Genomic DNA, 25254 nt, shown 5'->3' on the forward strand with positions numbered 1-25254 from the left:
CGCCGCTATTGCCCGATGCAATAGAGCGTCTCCAGCCGAGTTCCGCTGCTTGAATCAGCGGCCCGCATGAACATTTGGTCTTCGCAAAACGAGGGAGAAGCGAACGCCTCGTCGCCGAGCTGATTTTCAGCGACCATTTCGAACCGCTGGGGATTCGCCTTGAAGACGAAGCATTTGCCGCGCTCGTTGAACAGATAAATCGTATCGCCGACCAGCGTGGGTGAAGAACTGACCGAGCCTCCGCCCAGCCGCTGCTTCCACATCTCTTGCCCGGTCACAGCGTTCCAGCAATAGGCGATCCCGTCGTCGCTGACCGCGTAGACGTAGCCATCGGCGGCGACCAGCGATTGCTCGTAACACCTTACCGGTTGGCGCCACAAGACCTTGCCCGAACCATCCGCTTTGACGGCGATGGTTTCTTTCTCGGGATAGCCGCCGCTGGCGAAGACCGTGTCACCCAACCAGACAACGGTGCCGCAAGTCGCCAGCGCCGGACCATCGACCGACCAGAGGAGCTTGCCGGTCTTCGGATCGTAGCTGCATACCTTGCCGAGTCCGCTAATCAGCATCTGGTCTCGCCCGGCGAGCTTGGCGACGATCGGAGAAGAAAAGCTAATCTGCGGACGATCGATTTTCCAAGCGATCGAGCCATTTTTCTTGTGGAGCGCAACGATGTAACCTTGTTCGTACTCGGCGGCCAAGATCACCAGGTCGCCATAGAGTAGCGGCGAAGGACCAAACCCAAATTTGAACTGCTGCGGCTGGAAAGGCCCCTGTTTCTTCCAGAGGACCTTGCCGTTGAGATCCAGCGCCGCGAGTTGCACCGAGTTGTTGTTGAACAAGGCGAACAACTGTTTGCCATCGCATGCGACGGTCGGAGACGCGTGCGTGTTTTTCGAGTGAATCTCGGCCGGCAATCCGCCGGTGTTGACGATCGTCGTCCAGAGCGGATTGCCGGACTGGCGATCAAAGCAGAGAACCGACTGCGTTTGCTTTTCTTGGTCCGCGGTTGTCAGCACAACTTTATCGCCGACCAAAATGGGGGACGAGTGGCCGCGACCGGGGACCGGTGTTTTCCAAACGACATTCTCACTATCGCTAAACTTGGTCGGCGGGCTCTGTCCAGGTTCGGCAATTCCCAAATCATGGGGACCGCGCCAATGGAGCCAGTCTCCAGCTTGCAGTGTTGTGGAAGACAAAACGAAAACGGCGCCCAGGAGGATAAGTCGCGCGATCATGACGATTTGCTCTGTTCCTTGTGAAGTCAGCCAAATGATGCGCAGTGCGCAGTTGCTTCAGGATTAGGATAGTTTACCTGCATCGTGCGGCATGTAAGCCAACTAACCTTTCTTCCTCTCGGCGACTTCCTGCGGCATTTTGGCGTTCATTTTTGTTTGCCAGACTTGGAGCTTTTGGCGTAGCTCGGCCGCTTTATCGGGGTTCGATTGGCTCAGGTCTTGTAACTCGCCGGGGTCTTGTTGGAGGTTGTACAACTCGGCTCGATCCTCTTCGTAGAATTCGATCAGTTTCCAATCGCCGTCGCGAATCGACGCTCCTGGCGTCCATTTCGATCCGTGATAGTGCGGATAGTGCCAATAAAACGCACGATCTTCGGTGGGAGCTTTTCCTTCCAGCAGCGGAACCAGATTTTGACCGTCCAAGTGCAATTTCGGCTGCGCGGGCAGACCGGCGAGCGACCGGATGGTGGGGAAGAAATCCATGCTGACGACCGGCGTGTCGCAAACCGAGCCGGCTTTGGTCACGCCGGGTGCGCGAATGATCATCGGCTCGCGAACGCCCCCTTCGTACAACCAGCCTTTGCCCGAGCGGAGCGGCAAATTGCTGGTCGGTCCCGCTCCGCCGACCGTGCACAGTCCGCCGTTGTCGGAAAAGAAGATGACGACCGTGTTGTCGGTCAGGTTCAAACGATCGAGCGCAGCCAAAATGGCGCCGACGCTGTCATCAACCGCGGCGACCATCGATGCGTACTGCGGGTTGTCCTGCCGCATGCGCGACTTTCCACCCCCTTCTTTTTGAACCGGCGTTTCTCCCTCAAACTGCTTCGCTTTTTCTTGGTAGTGATCGACACGCTTCTTATAAGGCTGAATCGGCGTGTGAACGTTGTAGTAGGCCAGGTACAGGAAAAATGGTTTCGCCTTGTCGCGCGTCTCCAAAAAATGAATCGACTCGTCAGTCAACCGTTCGGTCAGGTATTCGCCGTCCTGCTTCGCTTCTAGCACCGGGTTGTTCCAGGGCGAATAGTAGCCGCCGGGGGGAGAGCCTCTATCGTGCCCTCCGATGTTGATGTCGAACCCTTGCTCGGTCGGCCAGTTTCCTTGGTCGCCCAAGTGCCACTTGCCAGCGAAGAAGGTGGAGTAACCGTCGTCGCGCAGCGACTCGGCGATCGTTGTTTCTTCCGGCGCCAGATCATCGCGATCGTTGATTTGTTGGAAGCGGTGGTTCTTTACCCGCTCGGCGTTCATCCCCGGGATCCAATCGGTAATGTCGACGCGTACCGGATGTCGCCCTGTCATGATGCTGGCCCGCGTCGGCGAGCAAACGGGACAAGCGGCGTACCCATTGGTGAAACGCATGCCGCTGCTGGCCAGCTTGTCGATGTTCGGCGTTTCGTAAAACGTGCTGCCGTTGCACCCGACGTCGGCCCAGCCGAGATCGTCGACCAGGAAGAAGACAAAGTTCGGGTGCTGCGCCGCATCGGCGTAAACGGCGCCGGTAACGGCAAGACAAAGCGTCAGGAGGGCGTTTCGCATAGCAGGCTCACACAATGGACGAGCGAAGGGGGGATTCAGATTGGTTCTCGTCATTATTCCTGGACGGAAGTAGTGACGCAAATCGCGCACAGAAACAGATCTTGGGGGGGCGAGCCGTAGGGCGGACGTTTGTTTTCGCGGCCTTCGACTCAAGGCACTGGAGTTTTGAGCGGTGACATGGCGCCGGTCGGAAAATGCATGTTTGGCGAATTTACGTAAAATTTACCGAATCCGCCGGCTTTGTTTCGTGTTTCAAACAGAACCCGATAGTCGCTCCGCCGCCGAGAGCGACTTGCGCCTTTCGTGCTATTGGCGACATCGAAATGCACAAGACAATTCGGCTGCAACGACTGTTAAACCAGGTGCAGAAGCTAATTAATGCTAGCTGAGGCGCCCTGGCCAATTGCAAAGAATTCTCCGAATAAATCTTATACGCGATTTTCAAGAATCTTGGGATTTTGGGAGGAGTAAACCAATGTCTGTGGAACCAATATTTGAGTCGCCAAGTCGAATTAGAGTCGAAGATTCGCCAGACAACAGGACCGCAAACCTCCCTGTTTGCCCAGGCTTGCAAAATTATGGCTATTTGCCATTTCATGGTCCCCATTTGCCGCGTGAAGCATGCGTGAAAGTGGATTAGTGAACTTCGGATCCTATCCGTTACAATTGCCGCGCATTACCTAGACTGACCTAATGGAATCTGGTCGGCCTCCGTTCCTTCCCTTGTTCCAACGAAGACCTACAGAAACATCTCTATGCAAAATCGACGTGATCGAGACTCATTGCGTCCCTTCCTTGCTTCCACCTCCCAACCTCGCCGAAGCCGGAATCATATCTCGCTATTGGAATCGCTGGAGCCGCGCGTTGTGCTGACGGCTTCCGGCGTGCCTGGCAATGATTGCCCGCCGGACCTCAATCTTGAGAACGTCCCCCAGATCAATCTGGTCGTGGGTCAGGCCTTCACGATCGATTTGTTCGCCAATGGGGCGACCGTGGTCGATCTGGACGCGAGTGGAACGCCGACCGGCGATCAGATTCGCCTGGTGCTCGATCCTGATGTCGGCACAGACACGCCGGAAGGCGCGAAGATCTCAACCTCTGGCGTCTTCACTTGGACGCCGACGGCAGGTCAGGTGGGAACCCATAAAATCATCGTCATTGCGATCGACCGGGGAACAACACCGCTAGCAGACTCCGAAACATTCACGATTGTCGTTTCCGCCGAAGGGAACCAGACTCCGTCGGTTGATCTGAACGGTCCCACGGCTGGAACCGGATATAACGGCCAATTTACGGAAGATGGCGGGCCAGTCGCCGCCGTCGGGGCAAACCTGACGGTCACGGATGCGGATAGTCCGCTGCTCGATTCGGCCAAGATTGTTCTGTTGAATCATCCCGATGGAGCGGCTGAATCGCTTTCGGTAGATGTCACCGGTACGAGCATCGTGGTGACCAGCTACAATCCCAACACCGGCGAGCTGCTCCTCTCGGGGTCTGATTCGCTGGCCAATTACCAGCAAGTCCTGCGAACGCTCCAGTACAACAATACGTCGCAAGATCCGGACGCCGCCGTGCGCACGATTGAAGTGACGGTCAACGATGGAGTTTCTGACAGCGTCAAAGCGGCCTCGAAGATTACGGTGATTCCGGTCAATGATGCGCCGACGACTGACCTGAACGGCGACGATGCGGGAACTGGTTTTGAAGCGACCTTCACCGAAGGGGGCGGTCCAGCGGCGGTTGTCGATACCGACCTGGCGCTGACGGATGTCGATAACACGACGTTGACTTCGGCCACCGTGACAATCACCAATCTGCTGGACGGCGACGCCGAAGTTTTAGCGGTGGTGACGTCTGGTACGGCGATCACGGCCAGCTATGTTGGCGGCGTGCTGACGTTGACCGGCGAAGATACGCTGGCCAACTATGAACTGGTCTTGCGTTCGCTTACCTACGAAAACAGCTCGGAAAATCCGACCGAGACCGCGCGCGTGATCGAAGTGGTCGTCAACGATGGCGCCGACAATAGCGTCGCCGCGATCAGCACCGTCACGATCCTGCTAGAGGATGATGCGCCGAGCGTCGATCTGAACGGGGACGACGAGGGAATCGATTTCAGTGCGACATTCACCGAAGAAGAGGGCCCCGTCGCGATTGTTGACACCGATCTGGCGATTGCAGACGCCGATAGCGCAACGTTGACTTCGGCCACCATCACGATCACCAACCTGCTGGACGGCGCGGCCGAAGAACTGGCGGTGGAGACGTCCGGAACGGCGATCACGGCCAGTTACGTCGACGGCGTCTTGACGTTAACCGGTGAAGATACGCTGGCCAACTACGAGCTGGTCCTGCGATCGCTCACTTACGATAACACGTCGGAAAACCCGACCGAGACCGCGCGAGTGATTGAAGTGATCGTCAACGATGGCGAAAGTGATAGCGTCGCGGCGGTCAGCACGGTCACTGTCGTCGGTGTGAACGACGCTCCTGACCTGGAGTCGATCACCGATCAGGAAGCTCACCTCGGCGTATTGATGGAAGTAATCGTCACCGCTTCTGATCCGGAAGGGGATATGCTGGAATTTCAGCTCGATTTTGACGATCCCAGCGGCAACATGCCTGCATCGGCGACGATCACCAAGACCAGCGAGACGACGGCGTTGATCTCGTGGACGCCGAGTATTGAAGACGGCCCCGGTCCGTTTGTGTTTGTCGTGTTGGTGACCGATGACGATGTGACCGAACCGCTTTCCGATTCGGAGTCGTTCACCGTCACGCTCGTCAACGATCCGCCGATTGTCGATCTGAACGGCGAGGAGGAAGGAACCGGCTTCGCGGCGACCTTTACCGAAGACGAAGGGCCTGTCGCGATCGTCGATACCGACCTGACGCTGACCGATATTGACAATACGACTGCAACTTCGGCCACGGTGACGATCACCAACCTGCTGGACGGCGCGGCCGAAGAACTGGCGGTGGAGACGTCCGGAACAGCGATCACTGCCAGTTATGTCGACGGCGTCTTGACGTTAACCGGCGAAGATACGCTGGCCAACTATGAATTGGTCCTGCGATCGCTTACCTACGAAAACCTGTCGGAAAATCCGACCGAGACCGCGCGCGTGATCGAAGTGGTTGTCAACGATGGCTCCGTCGATAGCATCGCGGCGGTCAGCACGGTTACCGTCGTGGGAGTCAATGACGCGCCGAATCTGGAAGCGATCACCGATCAAGAAGCCCAAGTCGGCGTGCAGATGCAAGTGCTCGTCACCGCTTCTGATTCGGAAGGGGATATGCTGGAATTTCAGCTCGATTTTGACGATCCCAGCGGCAACATGCCTGCATCGGCGACGATCACCAAGACCAGCGAGACGACGGCGTTGATCTCGTGGACGCCGAGTATTGAAGACGGCCCCGGTCCGTTTGTGTTTGTCGTGTTGGTGACCGATGACGACGCGATCGACGCGCTATCCGATTCGGAGTCGTTCACTGTCACGCTTGTCAACGTTTCGCCGATCGTCGACCTAAACGGCGAGGAGGAAGGGACCAGCTTCGCGGCGACCTTTACCGAAGACGAAGGGCCTGTCGCGATCGTCGATACCGACCTGACGCTGACCGACGTCGACAATACCACATTGGCTTCGGCCACGGTGACGATCACCAACCTGCTAGACGGCGCCGACGAAGAACTAGCGGTGGAGACGACCGGTACGGCGATCACGGCTAGTTACGTCGACGGCGTGCTGACGTTAACCGGAGAAGATACGCTGGCCAATTATGAATTGGTCCTGCGTTCGCTCACCTATGAAAACAGTTCACAAGAACCGACCGAGATCGATCGCGTGATCGAAGTGGTTGTCAACGATGGCGCTGACGATAGCGTCGCAGCGGTCAGCACGGTCACCGTCGTGGATGTGAATGAATCGCCGAACCTGGAAGCGATCGCCGATCAAGAGGCGCAAGTCGGCGTGACGATGCAGGTGATCGTCACCGCGTCTGATCTGGAGGGGAACGATCTGACGTTCCAACTCGATTTTGACGATCCCAGCAGCACGATGCCTGAATCGGCGACGATCACAAACAACGGCGATTCGACGGCGTTGATCGAGTGGACGCCGAGCATTGAGGACGGCCCAGGTCCGTTCGTGTTTGTCGTCTTAGTGACCGATAACGACCCCGATTTTCCGGGAACTGATTCCGAGTCATTCACCGTTACGTTGACGAACGCTGTGCCGATCGTCGATCTGAACGGAGAGGACGAAGGAACCGGTTTCGCCGTCACCTTTACCGAAGATGGCGGTCCCGTCACGATCGTTGATTCCGACCTGGGCGTGTTTGACACGGACGGGCTGACGTTGACTTCGGCCACGGTGACAATCACCAATCTGCTGGACGGGGACGCCGAAGTTCTCACCGTCGACGTGACCGGTACGTCGATTATCGCCACCTATGTGGACGGCGTACTGACCATGATCGGGGAAGATACGCTGGCCAACTATGAGTTGGTTCTACGTACGCTCGCCTACGAAAACACCTCACAAGATCCGACCGAAGCGGATCGCCTGATCGAAGTGACGGTCAATGACGGTACGGACGACAGCGTCGCGGTGGTCAGCACCGTCACGGTGGTGGCCGATAATGACGCGCCGGAAGTCGACCTGAACGGCGAGGACGAAGGAACTGGTTTCGCGTCGACCTTTACCGAGGATGCAGGGCCTGTTGCGATTGTCGATACCGATCTGACGGTAACCGATGTCGACAGCACCACCTTGGTCTCGGCGACGGTCACCATCACGAACCTGCTCGATGGCGACTCGGAGTTGCTGGCGGTCAATACGACCGGGACGGCAATTACAGCGAGCTACCTCAATGGAGTTCTGACGCTCACCGGAGAAGATACGTTGGCCAACTACGAGTTGGTCCTGCGTACGCTCGCCTATGAAAACAGCGCGGAAGTTCCGACCGAAACCGATCGCACGGTCGAAGTGGTCATCAATGACGGCGCGCTCACCAGCGTGGCCGCTGTCGGTACGGTGACGATCGTAATCGCAGGCGAACCTCCTTTGGAAGGGGAATCGATCGGCGGCGACGAATTTGATCTGGCGCTGACCGAAGTGCTGGACGAAACTTGGCTGTAGCAACTAGCCAGGTCGCTCGCCCTGTTACATTTTTTTGGAGAGAAAGGACATCTCGGTCGAGGTGTCCTTTCTTTTTTGCGAACCAAACAGCAGATTCAGGAGGATCGTTGGAAGGTCGTGATTATCATGGTTTTGTCAGGCCCGCTTCCACCCTCAAAAGACGCATTCCCGCATGTCCCACCGACGACGATCTTTATCCTGTGAGCGGCTCGAAGGTCGCCAGCTTCTGAGCGTTTCTCCGAGCGGCGTTGATCAGCTGGTGAATGATCCGACCATCGGCGATCAGATTACCGATGCCGGCAATTCGGCGACGTTTTTGGACGATGGATCGATCGTTGTCGCTTACTCAGGCATTGGTCTCGGCGATCGCGACGGCGTCTTCTTTCGACTCCTGGATGAAACGGGGCAACCGCTCGGTTCACCGCAATTGATAAATCAGACGACGGCGGGTGAACAGTCGAATGTCTCAGTCACCATGCTCCCTAGCGGCGGATTTCTCGCCGTGTGGCAAGGCCGCGGGGTCGGAGATCGCGCCGGCATTTTCGCGCGCTGGTACGACGCCTCCGGCGATGCGATCACTGGCGAAGTGCTAATCAATCAAACCACCGGCGGCGTGCAGGAAAATCCAGAGGTTGCGATCGCGTCTGACGGCGCGGCGACTTTCGTTTGGCAGGGAGTCGGCGGCGGCGATTTTGATGGGATCTTTGCTCGCCGGTTTAGCAGTACCGGAGTCGCTCTGGCTGGGGAGATGCTGGTCAACACGACGACCTTTCGCGAACAAGCGTATGCCGACATCGCGATCAATGCCGATGGGATCATGCTGGTCACGTGGAGCAGTCGCCACCAGGATGGCAGCGATTGGGGCATTTATGCTCAGCGATTCAACGCAGATGGAACCAAGCTCGGGGACGAGTTTTTGGTGAACTCCAACACGGCTCAAAGTCAAGAAGCGGCGAGCGTGGTCGCGCTCGGCGATAGTTTCGCCGTCGCCTGGCAAAGTCGTAATCAAGATGGCGACGGCTGGGGTCTCTATGCACAACAAGTTGGCGTTTCGAGCGGGCTGATCGGTTCCGAGTTCCTCATCAATGCGGCGACGCAGGGACAGCAACTCGAAGTGAATTTGGCGGCGACCGCCGAAGGCGCGATCATCGCCGCTTGGACCGACGGCGTGTTGGATGGTACCGGCTGGAACGTCAAGGCTCGCGAAATTGACCTGTCTTCGACGACTCCGGTACTCGCGTCCGAATTTTATGTGAATGCATCGACCGCTGGGCCAGAATTTGGTCACCAGCGGGCTCCAAACGTCGCCGCAACAGACGCAACCTTTGCGATCGCTTGGAACGGTGACGGCTCCGTCGATCATGACGGGGTCTATCTGCTCTGCTTCCCTAGTGAGACGGTGGTCAACAAATCGCCTGATCTGGCGCCGATCCCGGATCAAACCGCCCAAGTCGGAGTCGAACTGGTCATCGAAATTAGCGCGACCGATCCCAACTCCGGGGATACGCTCACCTATATGCTTGACGCCGAAGATTCGCCGGCGGGCGCGACCATTGAAAAAGTGGATAACAACCACGCAATTATTCGTTGGACCCCGACGGCTGCCGATCTACCCGGACCTGTCTCGTTCCGCGTGCTCGTGATCGATAACGGCGAACCTCCGCTTGCTGACGACGAGGAGTTTGTCGTCACCCTCTCCAACCCTACCTAACTGATAGCTGCTAGCAGCCGTAAAATCATCACAACCAGAAAAGTTGGATTATTCTGCGCAGACTACCGATAGACGAATATAGGGAAATCCAGGGTCCGTTTCTGGACAAATCCCAGGCTTCGTTTGTGGAGACTGTTGGATGTCATTTACTCGCCTGCTCGCCGTCGCGCTGCTTATCGGAGTCTCTACGCCTGCCGCGTTTGCGGAGTCGACTCAAAGCATGAAAGGAGCCCGTTCCAACGCCCAGCCGCAGCGTCTTCAACAACCGGCTGTCGCGCGCCCGCTTACCGCGGCTCCCAAGCGAACTGCTCGCCAGCAGTCTGTAGCGACGATCGTCACCAACGATCACGTCGCCCCTGTCAGCTATCACGACACGACGAGCATGCCGACCGAAACGATCTATTCGCCCGGCGATTCGCGGATGATGGTCGGCGAAGCGATGTCAGGCTGCTGCGCGGCTGAATGCGTCCCTTGCGGCGCCAATTGGTACGCCGGCTTCGAGGCGACATTTTTGGCGCCGCGGTTCAGCCAAAATCCCGCTTATACCTTGATGCAATCTGACGGCGCAAGTTTCGAGTCGTACCAGCAGGTCGAGTTCGAATCGAAAATGGCGTTCGCACCGCGCGTCTTCACCGGAGTTCAGCTGAACCCCAACATCGGCTTTCAAGCGACCTGGTGGCAATTTTCTCATGACCCGGCCAGCATCACGGCGCAACCGCCGGCCAATGGATTTGGCCAGATATTGCCGCCGCCGTTTGGCGACGTGGACGTCTCGACCACCATCCCCGGCGAGACGTTTACTGCGAGTTCAGGACTGACCGCCTATGCGATTGATCTCGAGTTGACCAAAAAAGGTTGTTTCTCATGTTGGAACTTTGGGGTCGCCGGCGGCGTTCGTTATGCCGAAATTAACCAGAGCTATCTCTCACAAACGACCGACGCCGCAGGCACGCTTTCGGGACAGATCGACTATCAACATGGAATCAGCGGATTCGGCCCGACGTTGTCGATGTTCGCCTCGGTTCCTGTGGCGCCCTGTTGGTCGCTGTTCACACGCGGCCGTGGTTCGCTGCTGTTTGGCGATGCTCACAGCAATTTGAATGCTGGCGAAGACCTCGATCTGACGACCCCTTTCACAACGACCAGCACTTCCAACCGCGATGACCTGCTGTCGATTGGCGAATTGCAGTTGGGGCTTCAGTGGCGCGGCGGCCAGTCTTGCCGCATCTGGAAACCTTTCGCCACCGTCGCGATGGAAGGGCAATTTTGGAACGGCGTCGGTAATGCGGTCAGCGAAGAAGGAAACGTCGGCTTCTTCGGCGTGGTCACTTCGATCGGCGTTAATTGGTAATGAAATGATCGCCTTGCCTGCGGCGGCTCTAACTACGCCGCGCTGCGGGCCTTATCTGATCGGGCGTGCAGCCAAAACTCGACGGCCGGCAATAACGAGTCAAACCGGCCGATCAGCGAGGGAACGGCGGCCGGCAGTTGCTGTTCGGTTTCGTGGCCATAGCCGGTGCGCACCAGAATGGTTTGGCATCCGGCGAAGCGGCCGATGCCGAGATCGGATGGCTTGTCGCCGATCATGACGCTTTCCTGCAGATCGAGTCCATGTTGGCTCGCGGCGGCATACAGCATCCCTGCTCGCGGTTTGCGGCATTCGCAATCGACCCGATAGACGGCGCTAGCCGATTTCGGATGATGCGGGCAATAATAGTAGGCGTCGATTGACGCTCCTTGCTCGGCCAGAAGTTGATCGAGACGCCGGTGAATCTCGGCGATGCGCGATTCCGGAAACATTCCCCGGGCGACTCCAGACTGGTTGGTGACGACAATTACCGGAACATGGGCGCGATTTGCGGCGGCGATCGCCTCGGCGGCTCCAGGCAGCAGTTCTAACTGCGCCGGATCGGCCAGGTATTCGCGTTCAATATTGATCGTGCCGTCACGATCCAGGAACAGGGCGCCGCAAGCGTAAGACATCGCTCTCTCAAGGGGTGGGGAATGGGGCAATAGGAGTTCCGTTTTTAGCAGCTTGTCCCCCCATTTCCCAAGACCAATCGTCCCAACTATCACCCGCAGAGGGAGGCATTTGCGAAGAATGACGCGGCTCAGTTGATGTTCCCCCTAGAACGTGTAGGATTCAACTAGGTATCGTTTTTCCCCTTTTTCGACCGTCTCAGAGATTTGCAATGCTCGATCGACCGGAAGTTCCTGTCGCAGATGAACCCAAAACCTGGCGCGACGCTTGGTTCGACCGAGATCTGAGCTGGCTCGAATTCAATCGCCGCGTCTTGCAACAGGCGCTGGACGAACGGACGCCGCTGCTAGAGCGGGTCAAGTTTCTAGCAATCTTCACGTCAAACCTGGACGAGTTCTTCATGAAGCGGTTGGCCTTGTTGCGGACGCGCAAACGGGCCGAACTGTCGCATTCGATCGGTGCGCCAGCGACCGAGCTGCATCTGCAGTCACTGCGCCAGGCCGTCGACGAAATGTACGCCCAGCAGGGAGAAGCCTACGACAACGCGATCTTGCCGGAGTTGGCCGAGAACGGCATTCATCTGCTGCAGTGGGAAGATCTGACCGATGCGCAGCGAACGCGGGCGCACGAATTCTTCACGCGCAACGTCTATCCGGCGCTAACGCCGCTAGCACTCGATCCAGGGCACCCGTTCCCCTACATGTCGAACTTGTCGATCTCGCTTGGCTTTGTGCTGCGTGTGCCTGATTCGGAGGAAAACCTGTTCGCGCGGGTTAAAGTTCCCAACATCCTGCCGCAGTGGATCGCGCTGGAAGATGAAGACAAGACTAAATGGCACTATCTGGGTCTGAAGGATCTGATTCATCACAACGCGGGGACGCTGTTTCCGGGTATGACGATTGTCGATTCGACCTCGTTCCGAATCACGCGAAACGCCGAAGTCGAACTGGATGACGACGATGACATGGAAAGTCTGCGAACGGTCGTCGCCGAAGAACTGCGGCAGCGCAAGTTTCAGCCGGTGGTGCGACTAGAAATTGAAAGCAACCCCAACCCGTGGGTCCGCGGGTTGCTGATGCGTCAGTTTGAGCTGGCCGAAGACGACGTTTACGAGTTGCCGTCGGAGTTGGATTATTCGGGGCTGCTGCCGATTGCTGGTCTCGATATCAAAGCGTTGCGCGACGAACCGTGGAATCCGGTGATCCCCAATACGCTGCTCGATGACGAGGCTGACATCTTCTCGGTCATCAAAGCCGGCGACATGCTGGTGCATCATCCTTTTGACAGCTTTGACGCGACTGTGGAGAACTTCATTCGCCGCGCCGCGCGCGACCCGAAAGTGGTCGCCATTAAAATGACGGTGTATCGCGTCGGTGACGATACGCCATTCGTCCGTTCGTTGATCCAAGCGGCCGAATCCGGCAAACAGGTCGCCTGTTTGATCGAGTTGAAGGCGCGGTTTGACGAAGAACGCAATTTGCATTGGGCGAAGGAACTGGAAAAAATCGGCGCCCACGTCGTCTACGGCGTGTTGGGTCTGAAAACGCATACGAAGATTGCGCTGGTCGTCCGCAAAGAGGCGGACGGCTTGCGCTGTTACGCACACATCGGCACCGGCAACTATCACGTCAAAACGGCTCGCTTGTATACCGACGTAGGGCTCTTCACCTGCGATCCGGTCATCTGCAACGACGTGGTCAATCTGTTTCACATGTTGACCGGCCGCTCTCGCTCCCCCAATTTTGACAAGCTGCTCGTCGCGCCGATCAACATGCGCGAAAAGTTCTTGCAGATGGTCCAGCGAGAAATCGACAATCATCAAAACGGGAAACCGTCGCTGATTGTGGCCAAGTTCAATGCGATGGAAGACCCCGAGCTCTGCCGCGCCATCGTCGAAGCGTCGCAGGCCGGCGTCCAGGTCGAACTGATCGTGCGCGGCTTCGCCTGTTTGCGCCCCGGCGTCGCAGGCGTTACCGAAAATGTGCGGCTCCGTTCGATCATCGGCCGCTTTCTCGAGCATTCGCGGATCTATTATTTCGCCAACGGCGCCGAGAGCCCGCTCGACGGCGAGTTCTATATCGGCTCGGCCGATTGGATGTCACGCAATTTGACCAAACGGGTTGAAGCGATCGTCCCCGTCGAGTCGCGTCCGCTCAAGGAACGCTTGTGGGAGATTCTCGATATCTGTCTGAAAGATCGTCGTCAGTCATGGCTGATGCAACCCGACGGCACCTATCAGATGGCGACGGCGAGCGAAGACGATCCCGAAATCGCGAAGATCGGCACGCATCCGGCGCTGATGGCGCTGACGCTGCATCGCGCGAAGGATCGCTTGGCGTAAAGGCAACCAGCGTGGTAAGTCGAGGTGACTCGATGGCTATTGGACCTTCTTTCTTTCGCACCAGTCATTGATTGACAGCAGTGCTGTAATAGGGGCAATCTAGTGTCGACCGTGATTAATCACACACTTCATTGGACGGCCAAGGTGGGCAATGAATTCAAAAAAACGCTGTCCGCAGCTGCACTAAAGTCCTGGTAAGTTTGCCAGCAAGTTTATTGCATCCAGTCTGGTATAAAATCTTCCATATAGCTCCTGATTAGCATTAGAACAAGCTGAGGGTGATTGGTCATTTGAATCTGTCGATGAAGTTGCAGTTGTCCACACGCTTCTGCGACATCTGCGATCGCTAAAAGGTACGAATCATCGTCGATTCGACGACTAGCGTAGTATCGAAATAGTGAACTCACAGCCGCTGGAGCATAGTAGCCGATGCCAATCGAGAAGAAGCCGAAACCCTTTGCGGAATAGTCGAGCCTCATCTGGTCGGAGTTGAGTCGAAGGCTCACGATGAATCTTTTGCGGCCATTATGTCCTGGATAATCGACGATCTTTGGTTTGGGTAAAAGCATTTCCGCGGGTGTGCGGTCAATTAGTCGAGCGAGTACTTGAAGTTGCTGCCCCAAGGCATCAGTGACTTCATGAACTCCAAGATTACTCATCGATCGAATGGCGAATGCCGCAGTGAAAACCAATTCGGCAAATTTTTCGTCGCGGCCGGAAACATTGGTTTCATAAAAGATTGAAAGAACCTCTTGTTCGTGAAAATTAAATTCACCATTAACTGCAATTTCGTTCAACCGTTACCTCCAGTGCTTTGCATTCGGTTCGATAGTCAAGCCGATCCGGTCGGGAAAATGATTGGCCGCCAGAGGTCTAGCAGATTTGGTAATAGCAATTCGGATTGCCAGCCGAATCCTCGATGAACAAACTAGCAAGTGATGTCGCAAGTCGTATGATAAAGGCTGCGCAAAGATTGTCTTCGTTTCAGAGGTTCTCCGCAATCGTTAAAAAGTGGTTTTCTTATTCGCCACGCATCTGTCGGGAGACTACTCAATAGCCAAGCCACTCTATACACATCATCATGACAAATCCGATCAAGCAACACTTCTTCAGTAAATTCGCGGATCTTCTCTTCCCGTATCAGGATTTATTAGTAGAGCGGCTTTCGACGCCATTTTTTCTGGTGTTCACGCAACCAAGGGGCTCGCCCCCCTCTTTGGGCCCCTCTGGCATTTCTCTGTTCCGCCGGCTGACAACTGCGGCGGCATCGTCAGGTAACATTTGCCGCTTTCCATTATTCTTGCCACATGATTCGCCCCACTCAACCCTAGCGGGTTTGAACTCTTGGCTTCGGTATTTCGTAATGACGGTTATGCGCAAGCTTCATGCTTTGCGAAACCTTCGCTGCCATTTTCGCTCTCTTAGGGAGTTAGCCTCATGCCGAAAACCTCCATTTCCGCCGGCTTGCTCAGCTGCTGCGCGTTGACGCTTGCTTTGTTCGCCGCTTCCATCCAACCCAGCTTGGCCCAAGAATCTGCCGCTCCGATGGCCAACGCCTGGCGATCGACTGCCGATACGCGCGTGAGCGATGCTCGACCGATGCAGCGGCTGCGGCCAGCGACCGGTGATCTCGGCTTGACGCCGGACGAAGAGCGAAACATCTATGTTTACGATAAAGGGAATCGCAGCGTTTGCCACATCATGACGCGCAGCGTGCAGCGCGACACGGTCTTTGGAATGCTGATGACCGAGTCGCCGGCCGAAGGTTCTGGGTCCGGCTCCGTGCTCGATAAGCAAGGCCACATCCTGACCAACTATCACGTGATTGAAGGAGCGACCGAGATCGATGTCATGCTCTTCAATGCCGAGAATTATTCGGCCACTCTGGTTGGCCAGGATCCGGTCAACGATATCGCCGTGCTCAAGATCAACGTGCCGGCCGATGTTCTTTATCCGATTGAGTTGGGGGACTCGGCCAATCTGCGCGTCGGCCAGAAGGCGTTCGCCATCGGCAATCCGTTTGGGTTGGAGCGAACGATGACGATCGGCATTATTTCTAGCTTGAATCGGATGTTGCCGTCGCGCAGCGGGCGAACGATGAAAGCGATCATCCAGATCGACGCGGCGCTGAACCGGGGGAACTCGGGAGGGCCCCTGTTTGACAGCAACGGCCGCTTGATCGGCATGAACACGGCGATCGCAAGTCGAACCGGGCAAAACACGGGCGTTGGATTCGCCATTCCGGTCGCTACGATTCGTCGAGTCGCCCCCCAACTGATCGCCAGCGGCAAAGTGACGCGACCCGATTTGGGCGTGACGCGGGTTTATTTGACCGACGACGGGCTGGGGATCGCATCGCTTGCTGAAGGAGGACCCGCCGAAAAGGCGGGTTTGCGTGGGTTTCAATTGATTCGTGAGCAAGTTCGCCGGGGACCCTATGTTTATGAAGAAACCCGCGTTGACCGCAGCAAAGCGGACGTAATTACCGCAGTCGACGGCGCCTCCGTCCAATCTTCCGACGACCTACTGACCGCGATCGAGCGAAAAAATCCTGGGGAAGTTGTGACTCTGAGCGTTCTGCGTGAGGGAAAAAAAGTCGACATTCCCGTCACGTTAGGCGTCGGCGATTAGCGCTCTGAGCCGCGGATCCCAACAACGTGCTAAACTGGACTGCACTTAGAGCGTCTTGGCGCCTAAGATGATGATGGCGCCGCCGGTGATAACGATTATGCCAGCGGCCAGACCTCTAGCGGCCGAAGTGCGTTACGGAACATGGGAATCTACGACCGCGAATATTATCAAGACGAACCGCGCTCGATGTCTTTCGGCTCGGGCGGGCGCTCGATGGTAAACACGTTGGTGATCATCAACGTGATCGCCTTTTTCGTCGACTGGCTCGTCTTTGGCAGCCGGCTCGCCGGCCATTTTGATCTGCAGGCAGGCGGCTTTGTGCCTGGCCTGGCGTCGGTTCATGCCGATACGTTGCTCCACCCGCTGATGTGGTGGCGGTTTCTGACCTACGGCTTTCTGCATAGTCAATCCGACATTTGGCACATCATCGGCAACATGTTTGTGCTGTGGATGTTCGGTCGGCAGATCGAAGAACGTTACGGCGGCGCCGAGTTTCTGCGGATCTACCTGGTCAGCGTCATCCTGGGGGGCGTTTTCTGGTCGGCCGTCTGTTTGGCGACCGGCGCCATCAACGGCTCGGTTGTCGGCGCCTCGGGCGCGGTGACGACGGTTTTGATTCTGTTTATTTGCAACTACCCGCGCGTCACGATTTATGTGAGTCTGCTCTTTCCCGTCCCGGCTTGGTTGGTGGGCGTCGTGCTGATCGGCTTCAATGTCATGGGCGCTTTTGGGAATGGACAAAGCAACGTCGCGTTCACAGTTCACTTGGCCGGCGCCGCATTTGGCTTGGCCTACTTTTATGGCGGCTGGAATCTAGGTTTCCTCACCTTTGGCGGTCTGCCAGAGCGACTGCGCGAATCGATGAAGCGAAAGCCGAATCTGAAGGTGCATTCGCCCCCAGAAGATGATCCCTATTACGATTCCAACGATGAAGCGGAGCGGATCCTCGATAAAATCCGGGACGAAGGAATGAGCAGTCTGACAGCGACCGAAAAACGGAAGCTCGAAGCATACAGCCGTCGGATGAAACAAAAGCATAGCTAACTGCGCAAAGTCGATGCGGCAAGGAGGCCGTCGTGACCAAATCAACGCCAAGGCTTCAGTACATGCGACAGTTGGCCGCTGGCAAACCGCCGGGCCAACCGCGCCGCAGTTACTTGCTGCCGATTGCCGGCCTGGTGATTCTCAGCCTAGGCGTCGGCTTCTATTTCTTTCCGCCGGAAGGCGGTTTTCCTGCGCTGAGCATCGCTGGTCTCACCGGATCGACGCACAGCACGCCGCGCGCTGAAGTGATGGAGAGCGACGACGACGGCATGATCTCGCTCGCCGGCGGGCTCTTTCTATTGGGGAAGCCCGATGGTCCGCTCGACGCGCAGCCGGTCGTGAAGGTGAACATCTCGCCGCTACGGATTGATCAACACGAAACAACCAACGCCCAGTTCGCGGCCTTCGTCGAAGCGACCCAATATCTAACCGACGCCGAACGGCGGGGGCGGTCGTGGGTTTTCGACGCCAAGACCGGAGAAGCGTCGATTGTCGACGGCGCCCAGTGGCGATATCCAACCGGCCCCGGCAGTACGATCATTGGGCGCGAAGATTATCCGGTCCTCCAAGTTTCCTGGTATGACGCTCGGGCCTATGCCGAGTGGGCCGGCAAACGGTTGCCGACCGAAGCCGAATGGGAATTCGCGGCTCGCGGCGGTCAAAACGTCGGCGAATACCCGGCGCATGATGCCGAGGGAAAAATTGGCAACGTCTGGCAAGGACGATTTCCGTTTGCAGACGCCGCTAGCGACGGCTATGCCGAAGTAGCGCCGGTCGGCAAATTCGCCGCCAACGGATTTGGGATCTACGACATGGCGGGCAACGCTGCCGAATGGTGCAGCGATCACTATGCCGAAGACAGCTATCAATTGGCCGATCGCGTTGATCCCGTCGGCCCGGTCGATGGTGAAGAACGGGTTATCCGCGGCGGCAGTTGGCTCTCTAGCGAACAAGACGGCGTGAGCGAAGCGATGGTCTGGTATCGCTCTCACTCCGTCCCCCGCTCACCCAACAACTTTACGGGGTTTCGCTGCGTGCAGTCGGTGACGCGGTAGTTTTCTCGGCGTTGATGATTGTCCCGGCAAATTTAATCTTCGTCGTGTTGCGATCTAATAACGGTTTCAATTCATAGATGTTCTTGTAGCCATAGCTGTACAGCGCGACATAAGTGTTGATGTTGAGCGACACGAACGCATTCTTGGGAGCGAGCGCCACCGGAGCGTTCTTGAAGTTGTTGTTGCAGTAAATCAGCACGCGCGTCTCTGGGGTCGGAATTACCTCCGCCAGCGACGCTGCAGTAAAGTCGGTATAGGGCAAATTAACGGCGCCCTCGACATGCAGCAGCTTGTACTTACCGGCGCTGCGCGCATCCAGCACCAGCGTCGCCGGATCCTGCGCCATTTCGATGAATTCCTTTTCGGAGACGCGACGCTTCGCGCGAATCTCTCTTGCCTGCAGCGCTTGCTTAAGATGCCCGTCAAAATCAATCAATGGATTCGCCAGTTGGGAGTTGCTGGTCAGACCCTCTGAATTTTCGGATTCGGCCGCTTTGACTTCACTGGTCCGCATCGTATTGGTAACCCAAACGCCGGCAAGTACGATCCCCCCGATCAACGCCCAGCTAATGGTCCATTTGCGCATGACATGCTCCCTCGTCGAAATCGCGTGCGAAAATCTAACTAATCAGGAAGACGAACGATCCCGCGCCGCTGTTTTTCAAAAATTGGCCCCGCTCGTGCGATGCGATCTCCATTTGCATGGCGGAAAGCCCTGAAAGAAGAACGGAAAAGGTGGCTAGGAGTTTTATTCTTCAGTTCTTCACTTCTAATTCCGGACGTGATGCTCTTCTCACGAAGACGCTACTTTTGCGGAGCAAAAGGGGACTATCGGTTCGGACCGGAAAGGTTGGACCGGACAGGACCGTTTTTTTTCGTCCAACGAATTCAACCAATCCAACACCAGCCCGAGTGGGCAAGTTTTGTGGTTGCGCTATTTGGCCGAACGGATTCCGGTTGGCCCGGATAGCTCCGCTATCGGGGCCGACGAAGTCGGTAGGAGGCGTCGAGTCGCGATTGGGCTTACTTCGGTGGTCGCTACATCGTTTGAAATGGCGAAAAGACCCTGAACTGCTTATGGGGAACCAATGCCTCCTACGGCTGCGCCGCCCCGATAGCGGAGCTATCGCGGCCAACCAGGGAAATCGCGCAACCTCAAAACTCGCGCGTCGGGATACGAAGAATAAGGCCGATTGGATCCACAATCGCCTTTCGCTCCCGCGAAAGTAACGGAAGGAAGACGCTACTTTTGCGGAGCAAAAGGGGACTATCGGTTTGGACCAGAAAGGTTGGACAGGACAGGACCGTTTTGAATTTGGCATACGGGACTCGTCGCTCCAGTTGGAACGTTGATTTTCAACCGAATCACAGAGGCGCATAGAATCTCCACCCCCAGCGACCTATTTGGCCGCCGCGCGAACGTGATTCACGTGAATAATGCTTCACTGAAATTGACCCGAAGTCCGTGCGTTTTGTCTACGGACAATCTTTTCGCAACGAAGGCTGCCCCAGTCGGGGACGGGTAGACGCGCAGTAACGCAATTGCATCGATCGGTTGCGTTCCCTCGCGGGGGGGCGAGTCGCTACGTGAATTGAGCGCCGATGGCGCGGTAAAAGCAACCCAATCAGTCTTGGACTAACAGGGAGGGCCCCCCAGCGTAATCTGCGTTTCTACTTTGCCTACTTCGTCCTAAGTCGTTGACGGATAGATAGATCGACGCTGAAGCAAAGCCGCCAGGTCGACAGGCGACAGCGACTGGGCCGCTATACTTCGCAAGCGTAAAATCGTCTGGCCTGGCCGCCTGTGTTGTTTTCCAGCAACCATGCCGTCCAATCCGAAGTGAAATACGTGACTGTCGTAACGACCAGCATGCCCCGATCGGCGGGTTCTGGGTTTGAATTTGGCGTACCGAGCCGGTTTGCTTGTGTTCGTCAAAAAGCGCAACTACGATATACGCTGGAAGTTGCCGCTATTTTGCTGGGTGCTATAGGATCGCTAGAGCGGGCTTTTTCGCCTCTCTTTTCTCAGGATGAGTCCCACCTACGGCCCTTCCAACATCGGGTGCAAGTGACTTCTTGACCCACTTATCTTGTCAACTATTCAATTCAATCGCTTCGGTTTGAATCTGTAGGGAGATTCGTTTGATGACGAGGAACGTTGTCTCGGCGTCGGCTGTCGCCGCACTGCTGTGGCTAGGAAACCCGTGCGTCGTTTCGGCTCAAGAGCCGATCGTCGTCGAGCTTTACGGCCAAGGGGTGCATCAGTTCAATCGCGGAGAAATGACCGAGGCGTTTATGACGCTCTCGACCGCCATCGACCAGGGTTCGAAAGATCCGCGCGCCTTTTACTTCCGAGGGCTCGCCCTGTGGAATATGGGGCGACCGGAACAAGCCGAACTCGATTTCCAGGAAGGCGCCAAATTGGAGCTGACCGCGGATCGCTCTTATGCGATCGGGAAATCACTAGAGCGAGTTCAAGGCTCAGCTCGTTTGAAACTAGAAGACTATCGCCAAAAAATCCGCGTCCAGGAGTTCATCGCTCGTAAACAGTGGGAACGCCAACGCTATGAGATGCGGAAAGCGGCCGAAGAAGAAGTACTTCGCGGCGCCGTTCCAGCCAGCGCCACTTTGCCGGTCGAGCCGAAAGCTTCTGATCCGACCGATCCGTTTGGGAGCAGTGAAGCGGTCTCGCCAGGCGCGTCGACACCAACGACTCCTGCCGAACCGGCGATGCCGGCTCCGATGAACGACGACCCGTTTGGCGGTTCGACCCAACCGGCAACCGATGATCCTTTCGCGGCGCCGACCAAGCCAGCGATGGAATCGGCCCCGCCTGCTCCGGCGACCAACGATCCCTTTGACGCGGGCGCCGGCACAACTCCCGCTCCCAACAATGTTCCCGCGATGGAAAACGCCGAAGCGACTCCTTCGCTGGACGATCCGTTTGGCGGTTCGACCCAACCGGCGACCGATGATCCTTTCGCAGCGCCGACCAAGCCGGCGATGGAATCGGCCCCGCCTGCTCCGGCGACCAACGATCCCTTTGACGCGGGCGCCGGCACGACTCCTGCGCCCAACAATGTTCCCGCGATGGAAAACGCCGAAGCGACTCCTTCGCTGGACGATCCGTTTGGCGGTTCGACCCAACCGGCGACCGATGATCCTTTCGCGGCGCCGACCAAGCCAGCGATGGAATCGGCGCCCGGCGCTCCGGCGACCAACGATCCCTTTGACGCGGGTGAAGCCCCGACCAAGACTTTGCCGCTCGTTCCCGATCCAACCGCCAAACCGGCGATGGAAGCGGCTCCGGCCAGTGATGATCCTTTCGCCGCTCCGGCTGACTTGGTCCCGACGCCGAGCGTTGAACCGGCGATGCAGTCGCCTCCTGCGCAGCCGGCTGTCAACGATCCGTTTGGAACGGGCGCACCGAGCGAAGACAAATTTGGCCCAGCGGTGACACCGGCAACGACCAACCTGGAAATGCCGGAAGACGCCGTCGCCAAACGTGCGCCGCTCCGTGGAACCGCCAATGTGATGGAAGGCGCTGCAGCCGCCGGCGGATCAACCACCCGCGTCGTTGGCGCCGCGATCAGCGCGATCGGCAGCGCCCTGACGCCGAAGCTGAAAACTCCGAGTTTGCCCGGCATGAGCGGACAATCGACTCCTGCCAACGACGATCCGTTCGCCGCTCCGGCCGAGACGAAGCCAGCTGCTTCCGATGACCCATTCGCGACTCCGGCTCCGGCTGGTGATGATCCGTTTGGTGCAACTCCTCCGGCCGGGATGAAACCGGCTCCGGCGACGACGCCGGCCAGCGACGATCCCTTCGCTGTTCCCGCTGCGGATGACCCGTTTGGCGCGGCTCCGGCGAAAGACATGGAAGCGAAGCCAGCCCCCGATAACTCGGACCCATTCGCCGATCCTTTCGCCAACTAAAGTCTCGCAAGATTTTGCGGGACTCAAGCAAAAAAATGGATTAAAATAAAGGACGCCGGAATTACTCTGGCGTCCTTTTTTCGTATCCACCCCGGCTTCCCCCTTTGGAAGTTGCGCATTTGGGAAACACGACTATCATTTTCTTCGTAGCCCGAAGCGCCAGCGAGGGAAAGACGCTCGGCAATGCTGATACGGCTTGAAGTAGTCAGGCGCATTTCCCTCGCTGGCGCTTCGGGCTATGAAGAAAGGCCTCGGGCTACGAAGAAAGATAGACGCCTGCGATTTCCATGGCGCAACCTCAAAAACTCCCGCCTGTCCTCCTGCTAATTCGAAGAGAGCCACGAACCATGCTGCGCGCCGCATCGCTATCGCTCGCCTTCTCTCTGCTGACTACCCTTAGTTGGGCCGCTCCCGCCATTCAAAACGTTGCACCGCGCGGTCTGCAAATTGGGGGCGTCACGCGCATCACCATCACTGGATCGGAACTCGCTGCCGAACCGCAGTTGCTGCTTCCGGACGGCGGGACGGCGGAGTTGGTCGGCGAAGCGAAACCGAATCAATTGCAATTTGACGTCACGCTGCCGGCGAAAGCGGCGCCAGGGATCTTCAATTTGCGCGTCAGCAGCGCCGCGGGAATTTCGGCCCCCGCTCAAGTTGGCGTCGATGATTTGCCGCAAGCAGCGGTCACCGAAGCGATCGAGCAATTGCCAATCGCGCTGACCGGTAACTTGACCGGCGCGCAACTGGTCAAAACCTCCTTTGCCGGCAAGCAAGGGGAACGCGTGGTGGTGGATGTCGAGGCGCAGCGACTGGGAAGCAAACTGCGCCCCGTCGTCCGTCTGCTCGACGAGCGCGGATCGCAAATCGCCTTCTCACCACAGCTGGAAACGATCGCCGGCGATGCTCGACTGGAGTTTATTCTGCCGCATGACGGACAGTACTTGATTCAGCTGCAAGACGCGCTCTACAAAGGCGCCGGCCCCGGTTACTTTCGGATGAAAATCGGCGATCTTCACTATGCGGATCTTACGTTTCCTTTGGGCGTCGCACGCGAGTCAGCGGTCGAAATTGAGCCGCTTAGCGCGAGTCTGGGCGACATCCAACTGACGACGGCGCCGGTCGCCAATTTTGCACCGATCGTTTCGCCGGCGATCACCGTACCCCATTTCACGGGCGCGGTTCCTCGCCTGCCGGTCAACCAAGGCGCCGAGTTCATCGAACAACGTGGGAAGCCTGGCGAACGCATCGAAACGCCGGCGGCGCCGGTGACGATCAACGGGCGTTTCCTCGGCGAAAATGAACGAGACGAGTATCTTGTTCCGATTGAGCCCGGTAAGAAATATCGGGTTGAAGTTCTAGCCCAACGTTTGGGTACGCCGGTCGACGGCGTGCTGGAAGTTCACAAATCGCAAGGCGGGAGTCTCGGCTCCAACGATGACCAAGCCAATACGCCCGATCCCGGTTTGACGTTCGACGCGCCAAGCGATGTCGACAAGCTGTTGATCGTGCTGCGTGACCTGCAAGGTCGCTATGGCGCCGAGTTCGTTTATCGCATCGAAGTAACGCCGTTGTCGGTCGGCGATTTTACGCTCACCGCAGGCGCCAACGTCTGGAATGTTCCGGCCAGCGGCGTGCTGACATTGCCGGTCACCGTCAAACGACGCGGATACGGCGGGCCGATCGACCTGTCGTGGGATGGCGACCACGAAAACTTTACGCTCTCCGGCGCGACGATTCCCTCGGGCGCAACGGCGACGCTGCTGTCGATTTCGGCGAAAGCGCCTGGCCAATTTGAGGTCGCTCGACTGATCGGCAAAGCGACCATTGGTGGTCGAGACGTGGTGAAAAATGTCGTCGTTCAACCGCACGACGACGGCTACATCACCGCCGACGAAGTCGAGATCGGCTTGGGAGTCGATCAACATCCGAAGATCGGCGTCGCTTTGACGAGCGCGTTTCCAAGTGACAAGTTGTCACTGGGCGAAACGTTCAGCGTGCCGGTTCAGATCGTTCGCGGCGAAGGCGTCACAGGCCCAGTTCGACTGAAATTGCTGACGACGCAGGTGACGCCCCAAAAGGAAGTTCCCGATCCCAAAGACAAAAAGAAGAAGATCAAAGTTGACGACGTCGAGCGAACGCTTCGCCTGGCGGCGGACGTGATCCTTCCGGCCGATCAATCTGACGCCACCGTACAGATCGCCACGCCGCAAGATTTGGCCGATCACAGCTGGGACCTGGCCCTGGTCGCCGAGTTGCTCTCGGCCGATCAGAAGAAAGTAATCGCTACGGCGACCACTTCGGCTCAACGATTTTCATTGGCCTCGCCGATCTTCCTGCAACTTGCCGGCGAGACCACGTTTCGCATGAGCGGCAAGCTCGTTCGCGCCGGCGGATTCCAAGGCGCCGCAAAAATTTCGGTCAGCGGATTGCCGGAAGGCGCGACCGCTGAACCGGTCGAAGTGCCGGCCGATAAAAGCGACTACACGCTGGAAATCAAGCTCCCGGCAGGCGTCTCGGTCGCCGCATTAGCCAACGTCCAAGTGACTGCGACCTCGAAAAAAGGAGAGGCCGACGTCACGAGCAATGTGATCGCGCTTCCTCCATTGACTGCTCCGAACTGAAAAAAGGGGATCTTTCGCTTCG

The 25254-nt window shown here is 57.3% G+C and carries 14 protein-coding genes; 9 read left to right on the forward strand and 5 right to left on the reverse strand.

Features of this window, described 5'->3' with window-relative positions:
* Nucleotides 1–5 precede the first annotated feature (5 nt).
* Both M4951_RS23365 and M4951_RS23370 read right to left on the reverse strand, forming a co-directional pair.
* On the reverse strand, nucleotides 6–1238 hold the full coding sequence (locus M4951_RS23365) for a PQQ-binding-like beta-propeller repeat protein (protein WP_262024011.1): 1233 nt from the start codon (nucleotides 1236–1238) through the stop codon (nucleotides 6–8).
* Between the two features lie 102 nt (nucleotides 1239–1340).
* Nucleotides 1341–2771, reverse strand: a complete 1431-nt coding sequence (locus tag M4951_RS23370; RefSeq protein ID WP_262024012.1) for a sulfatase — start codon at nucleotides 2769–2771, stop codon at nucleotides 1341–1343.
* A gap of 866 nt (nucleotides 2772–3637) precedes the next feature.
* Here M4951_RS23370 and M4951_RS23375 point away from each other — a divergent pair.
* From M4951_RS23375 to M4951_RS23385, 3 genes are all read left to right on the forward strand, one after another.
* Nucleotides 3638–7912 carry a hypothetical protein gene (locus M4951_RS23375; protein WP_262024013.1) on the forward strand — a complete coding sequence of 1425 codons (4275 nt, stop codon included), beginning with the start codon at nucleotides 3638–3640 and terminating at the stop codon, nucleotides 7910–7912.
* A gap of 172 nt (nucleotides 7913–8084) precedes the next feature.
* Complete coding sequence (locus M4951_RS23380; protein WP_262024014.1) at nucleotides 8085–9623, forward strand: hypothetical protein; 1539 nt, start codon at nucleotides 8085–8087, stop codon at nucleotides 9621–9623.
* A 139-nt stretch (nucleotides 9624–9762) separates the two neighbouring features.
* Nucleotides 9763–10974: an Lpg1974 family pore-forming outer membrane protein gene (locus M4951_RS23385; protein ID WP_262024015.1), complete on the forward strand. Its 1212-nt coding sequence runs from the start codon at nucleotides 9763–9765 to the stop codon at nucleotides 10972–10974.
* A 32-nt stretch (nucleotides 10975–11006) separates the two neighbouring features.
* On the opposite strand, the gene M4951_RS23390 is transcribed toward M4951_RS23385, so the two are convergent.
* Nucleotides 11007–11606, reverse strand: coding sequence for a D-glycero-alpha-D-manno-heptose-1,7-bisphosphate 7-phosphatase (locus M4951_RS23390; protein ID WP_262024016.1), 600 nt, complete (start codon nucleotides 11604–11606; stop codon nucleotides 11007–11009).
* A gap of 209 nt (nucleotides 11607–11815) precedes the next feature.
* On the opposite strand from M4951_RS23390, the gene ppk1 reads away from it, so the two are divergent.
* Nucleotides 11816–13945: a polyphosphate kinase 1 gene (gene ppk1, locus M4951_RS23395; protein ID WP_262024017.1), complete on the forward strand. Its 2130-nt coding sequence runs from the start codon at nucleotides 11816–11818 to the stop codon at nucleotides 13943–13945.
* A gap of 212 nt (nucleotides 13946–14157) precedes the next feature.
* On the opposite strand, the gene M4951_RS23400 is transcribed toward ppk1, so the two are convergent.
* Nucleotides 14158–14742: a hypothetical protein gene (locus M4951_RS23400; protein ID WP_262024018.1), complete on the reverse strand. Its 585-nt coding sequence runs from the start codon at nucleotides 14740–14742 to the stop codon at nucleotides 14158–14160.
* Nucleotides 14743–15382: 640 nt separating this feature from the next.
* On the opposite strand from M4951_RS23400, the gene M4951_RS23405 reads away from it, so the two are divergent.
* The 3 genes from M4951_RS23405 to M4951_RS23415 all read left to right on the forward strand — a co-directional run bounded on the left by M4951_RS23405 (nucleotide 15383) and on the right by M4951_RS23415 (nucleotide 18675).
* Complete coding sequence (locus M4951_RS23405) at nucleotides 15383–16576, forward strand: S1C family serine protease (protein ID WP_262024019.1); 1194 nt, start codon at nucleotides 15383–15385, stop codon at nucleotides 16574–16576.
* 186 nt (nucleotides 16577–16762) lie between these two features.
* Entirely contained in the window at nucleotides 16763–17620 is an 858-nt protein-coding gene (locus tag M4951_RS23410; protein ID WP_262024020.1) for a rhomboid family intramembrane serine protease, read from the forward strand.
* 32 nt (nucleotides 17621–17652) lie between these two features.
* On the forward strand, nucleotides 17653–18675 hold the full coding sequence (locus M4951_RS23415; protein WP_262024021.1) for a formylglycine-generating enzyme family protein: 1023 nt from the start codon (nucleotides 17653–17655) through the stop codon (nucleotides 18673–18675).
* On the opposite strand, the gene M4951_RS23420 is transcribed toward M4951_RS23415, so the two are convergent.
* The gene (locus M4951_RS23420) at nucleotides 18638–19261 is read right to left on the reverse strand and encodes a rhodanese-like domain-containing protein (protein WP_262024022.1); all 624 of its coding nucleotides are present in this window, start codon (nucleotides 19259–19261) and stop codon (nucleotides 18638–18640) included. The two genes, M4951_RS23415 and M4951_RS23420, sit on opposite strands and share 38 nt — an antisense overlap.
* A 1559-nt stretch (nucleotides 19262–20820) precedes the next feature.
* Here M4951_RS23420 and M4951_RS23425 point away from each other — a divergent pair.
* Both M4951_RS23425 and M4951_RS23430 read left to right on the forward strand, forming a co-directional pair.
* Nucleotides 20821–22611 (forward strand): tetratricopeptide repeat protein, encoded by a 1791-nt coding sequence (locus tag M4951_RS23425; protein WP_262024023.1) that lies wholly within the window; start codon nucleotides 20821–20823, stop codon nucleotides 22609–22611.
* Nucleotides 22612–22958: 347 nt separating this feature from the next.
* Nucleotides 22959–25232, forward strand: a complete 2274-nt coding sequence (locus M4951_RS23430; protein ID WP_262024024.1) for a hypothetical protein — start codon at nucleotides 22959–22961, stop codon at nucleotides 25230–25232.
* Nucleotides 25233–25254: the final 22 nt, after the last annotated feature.

Origin of the sequence: Blastopirellula sp. J2-11 (genome assembly GCF_024584705.1) — a bacterium.
GTDB lineage: Bacteria > Planctomycetota > Planctomycetia > Pirellulales > Pirellulaceae > Blastopirellula.

What these genes read in the sequence shown, in the direction of transcription:
- M4951_RS23365 (WP_262024011.1), bottom strand. Translation starts at nt 1,238, where the DNA reads ATGATCGCGCGACTTATCCTCCTGGGCGCCGTTTTCGTTTTGTCTTCC.
- M4951_RS23370 (WP_262024012.1), bottom strand. Translation starts at nt 2,771, where the DNA reads ATGCGAAACGCCCTCCTGACGCTTTGTCTTGCCGTTACCGGCGCCGTT.
- M4951_RS23380 (WP_262024014.1), top strand. Translation starts at nt 8,085, where the DNA reads ATGTCCCACCGACGACGATCTTTATCCTGTGAGCGGCTCGAAGGTCGC.
- M4951_RS23385 (WP_262024015.1), top strand. Translation starts at nt 9,763, where the DNA reads ATGTCATTTACTCGCCTGCTCGCCGTCGCGCTGCTTATCGGAGTCTCT.
- M4951_RS23390 (WP_262024016.1), bottom strand. Translation starts at nt 11,606, where the DNA reads ATGTCTTACGCTTGCGGCGCCCTGTTCCTGGATCGTGACGGCACGATC.
- ppk1 (WP_262024017.1), top strand. Translation starts at nt 11,816, where the DNA reads ATGCTCGATCGACCGGAAGTTCCTGTCGCAGATGAACCCAAAACCTGG.
- M4951_RS23405 (WP_262024019.1), top strand. Translation starts at nt 15,383, where the DNA reads ATGCCGAAAACCTCCATTTCCGCCGGCTTGCTCAGCTGCTGCGCGTTG.
- M4951_RS23410 (WP_262024020.1), top strand. Translation starts at nt 16,763, where the DNA reads ATGTCTTTCGGCTCGGGCGGGCGCTCGATGGTAAACACGTTGGTGATC.
- M4951_RS23420 (WP_262024022.1), bottom strand. Translation starts at nt 19,261, where the DNA reads ATGCGCAAATGGACCATTAGCTGGGCGTTGATCGGGGGGATCGTACTT.
- M4951_RS23425 (WP_262024023.1), top strand. Translation starts at nt 20,821, where the DNA reads ATGACGAGGAACGTTGTCTCGGCGTCGGCTGTCGCCGCACTGCTGTGG.
- M4951_RS23430 (WP_262024024.1), top strand. Translation starts at nt 22,959, where the DNA reads ATGCTGCGCGCCGCATCGCTATCGCTCGCCTTCTCTCTGCTGACTACC.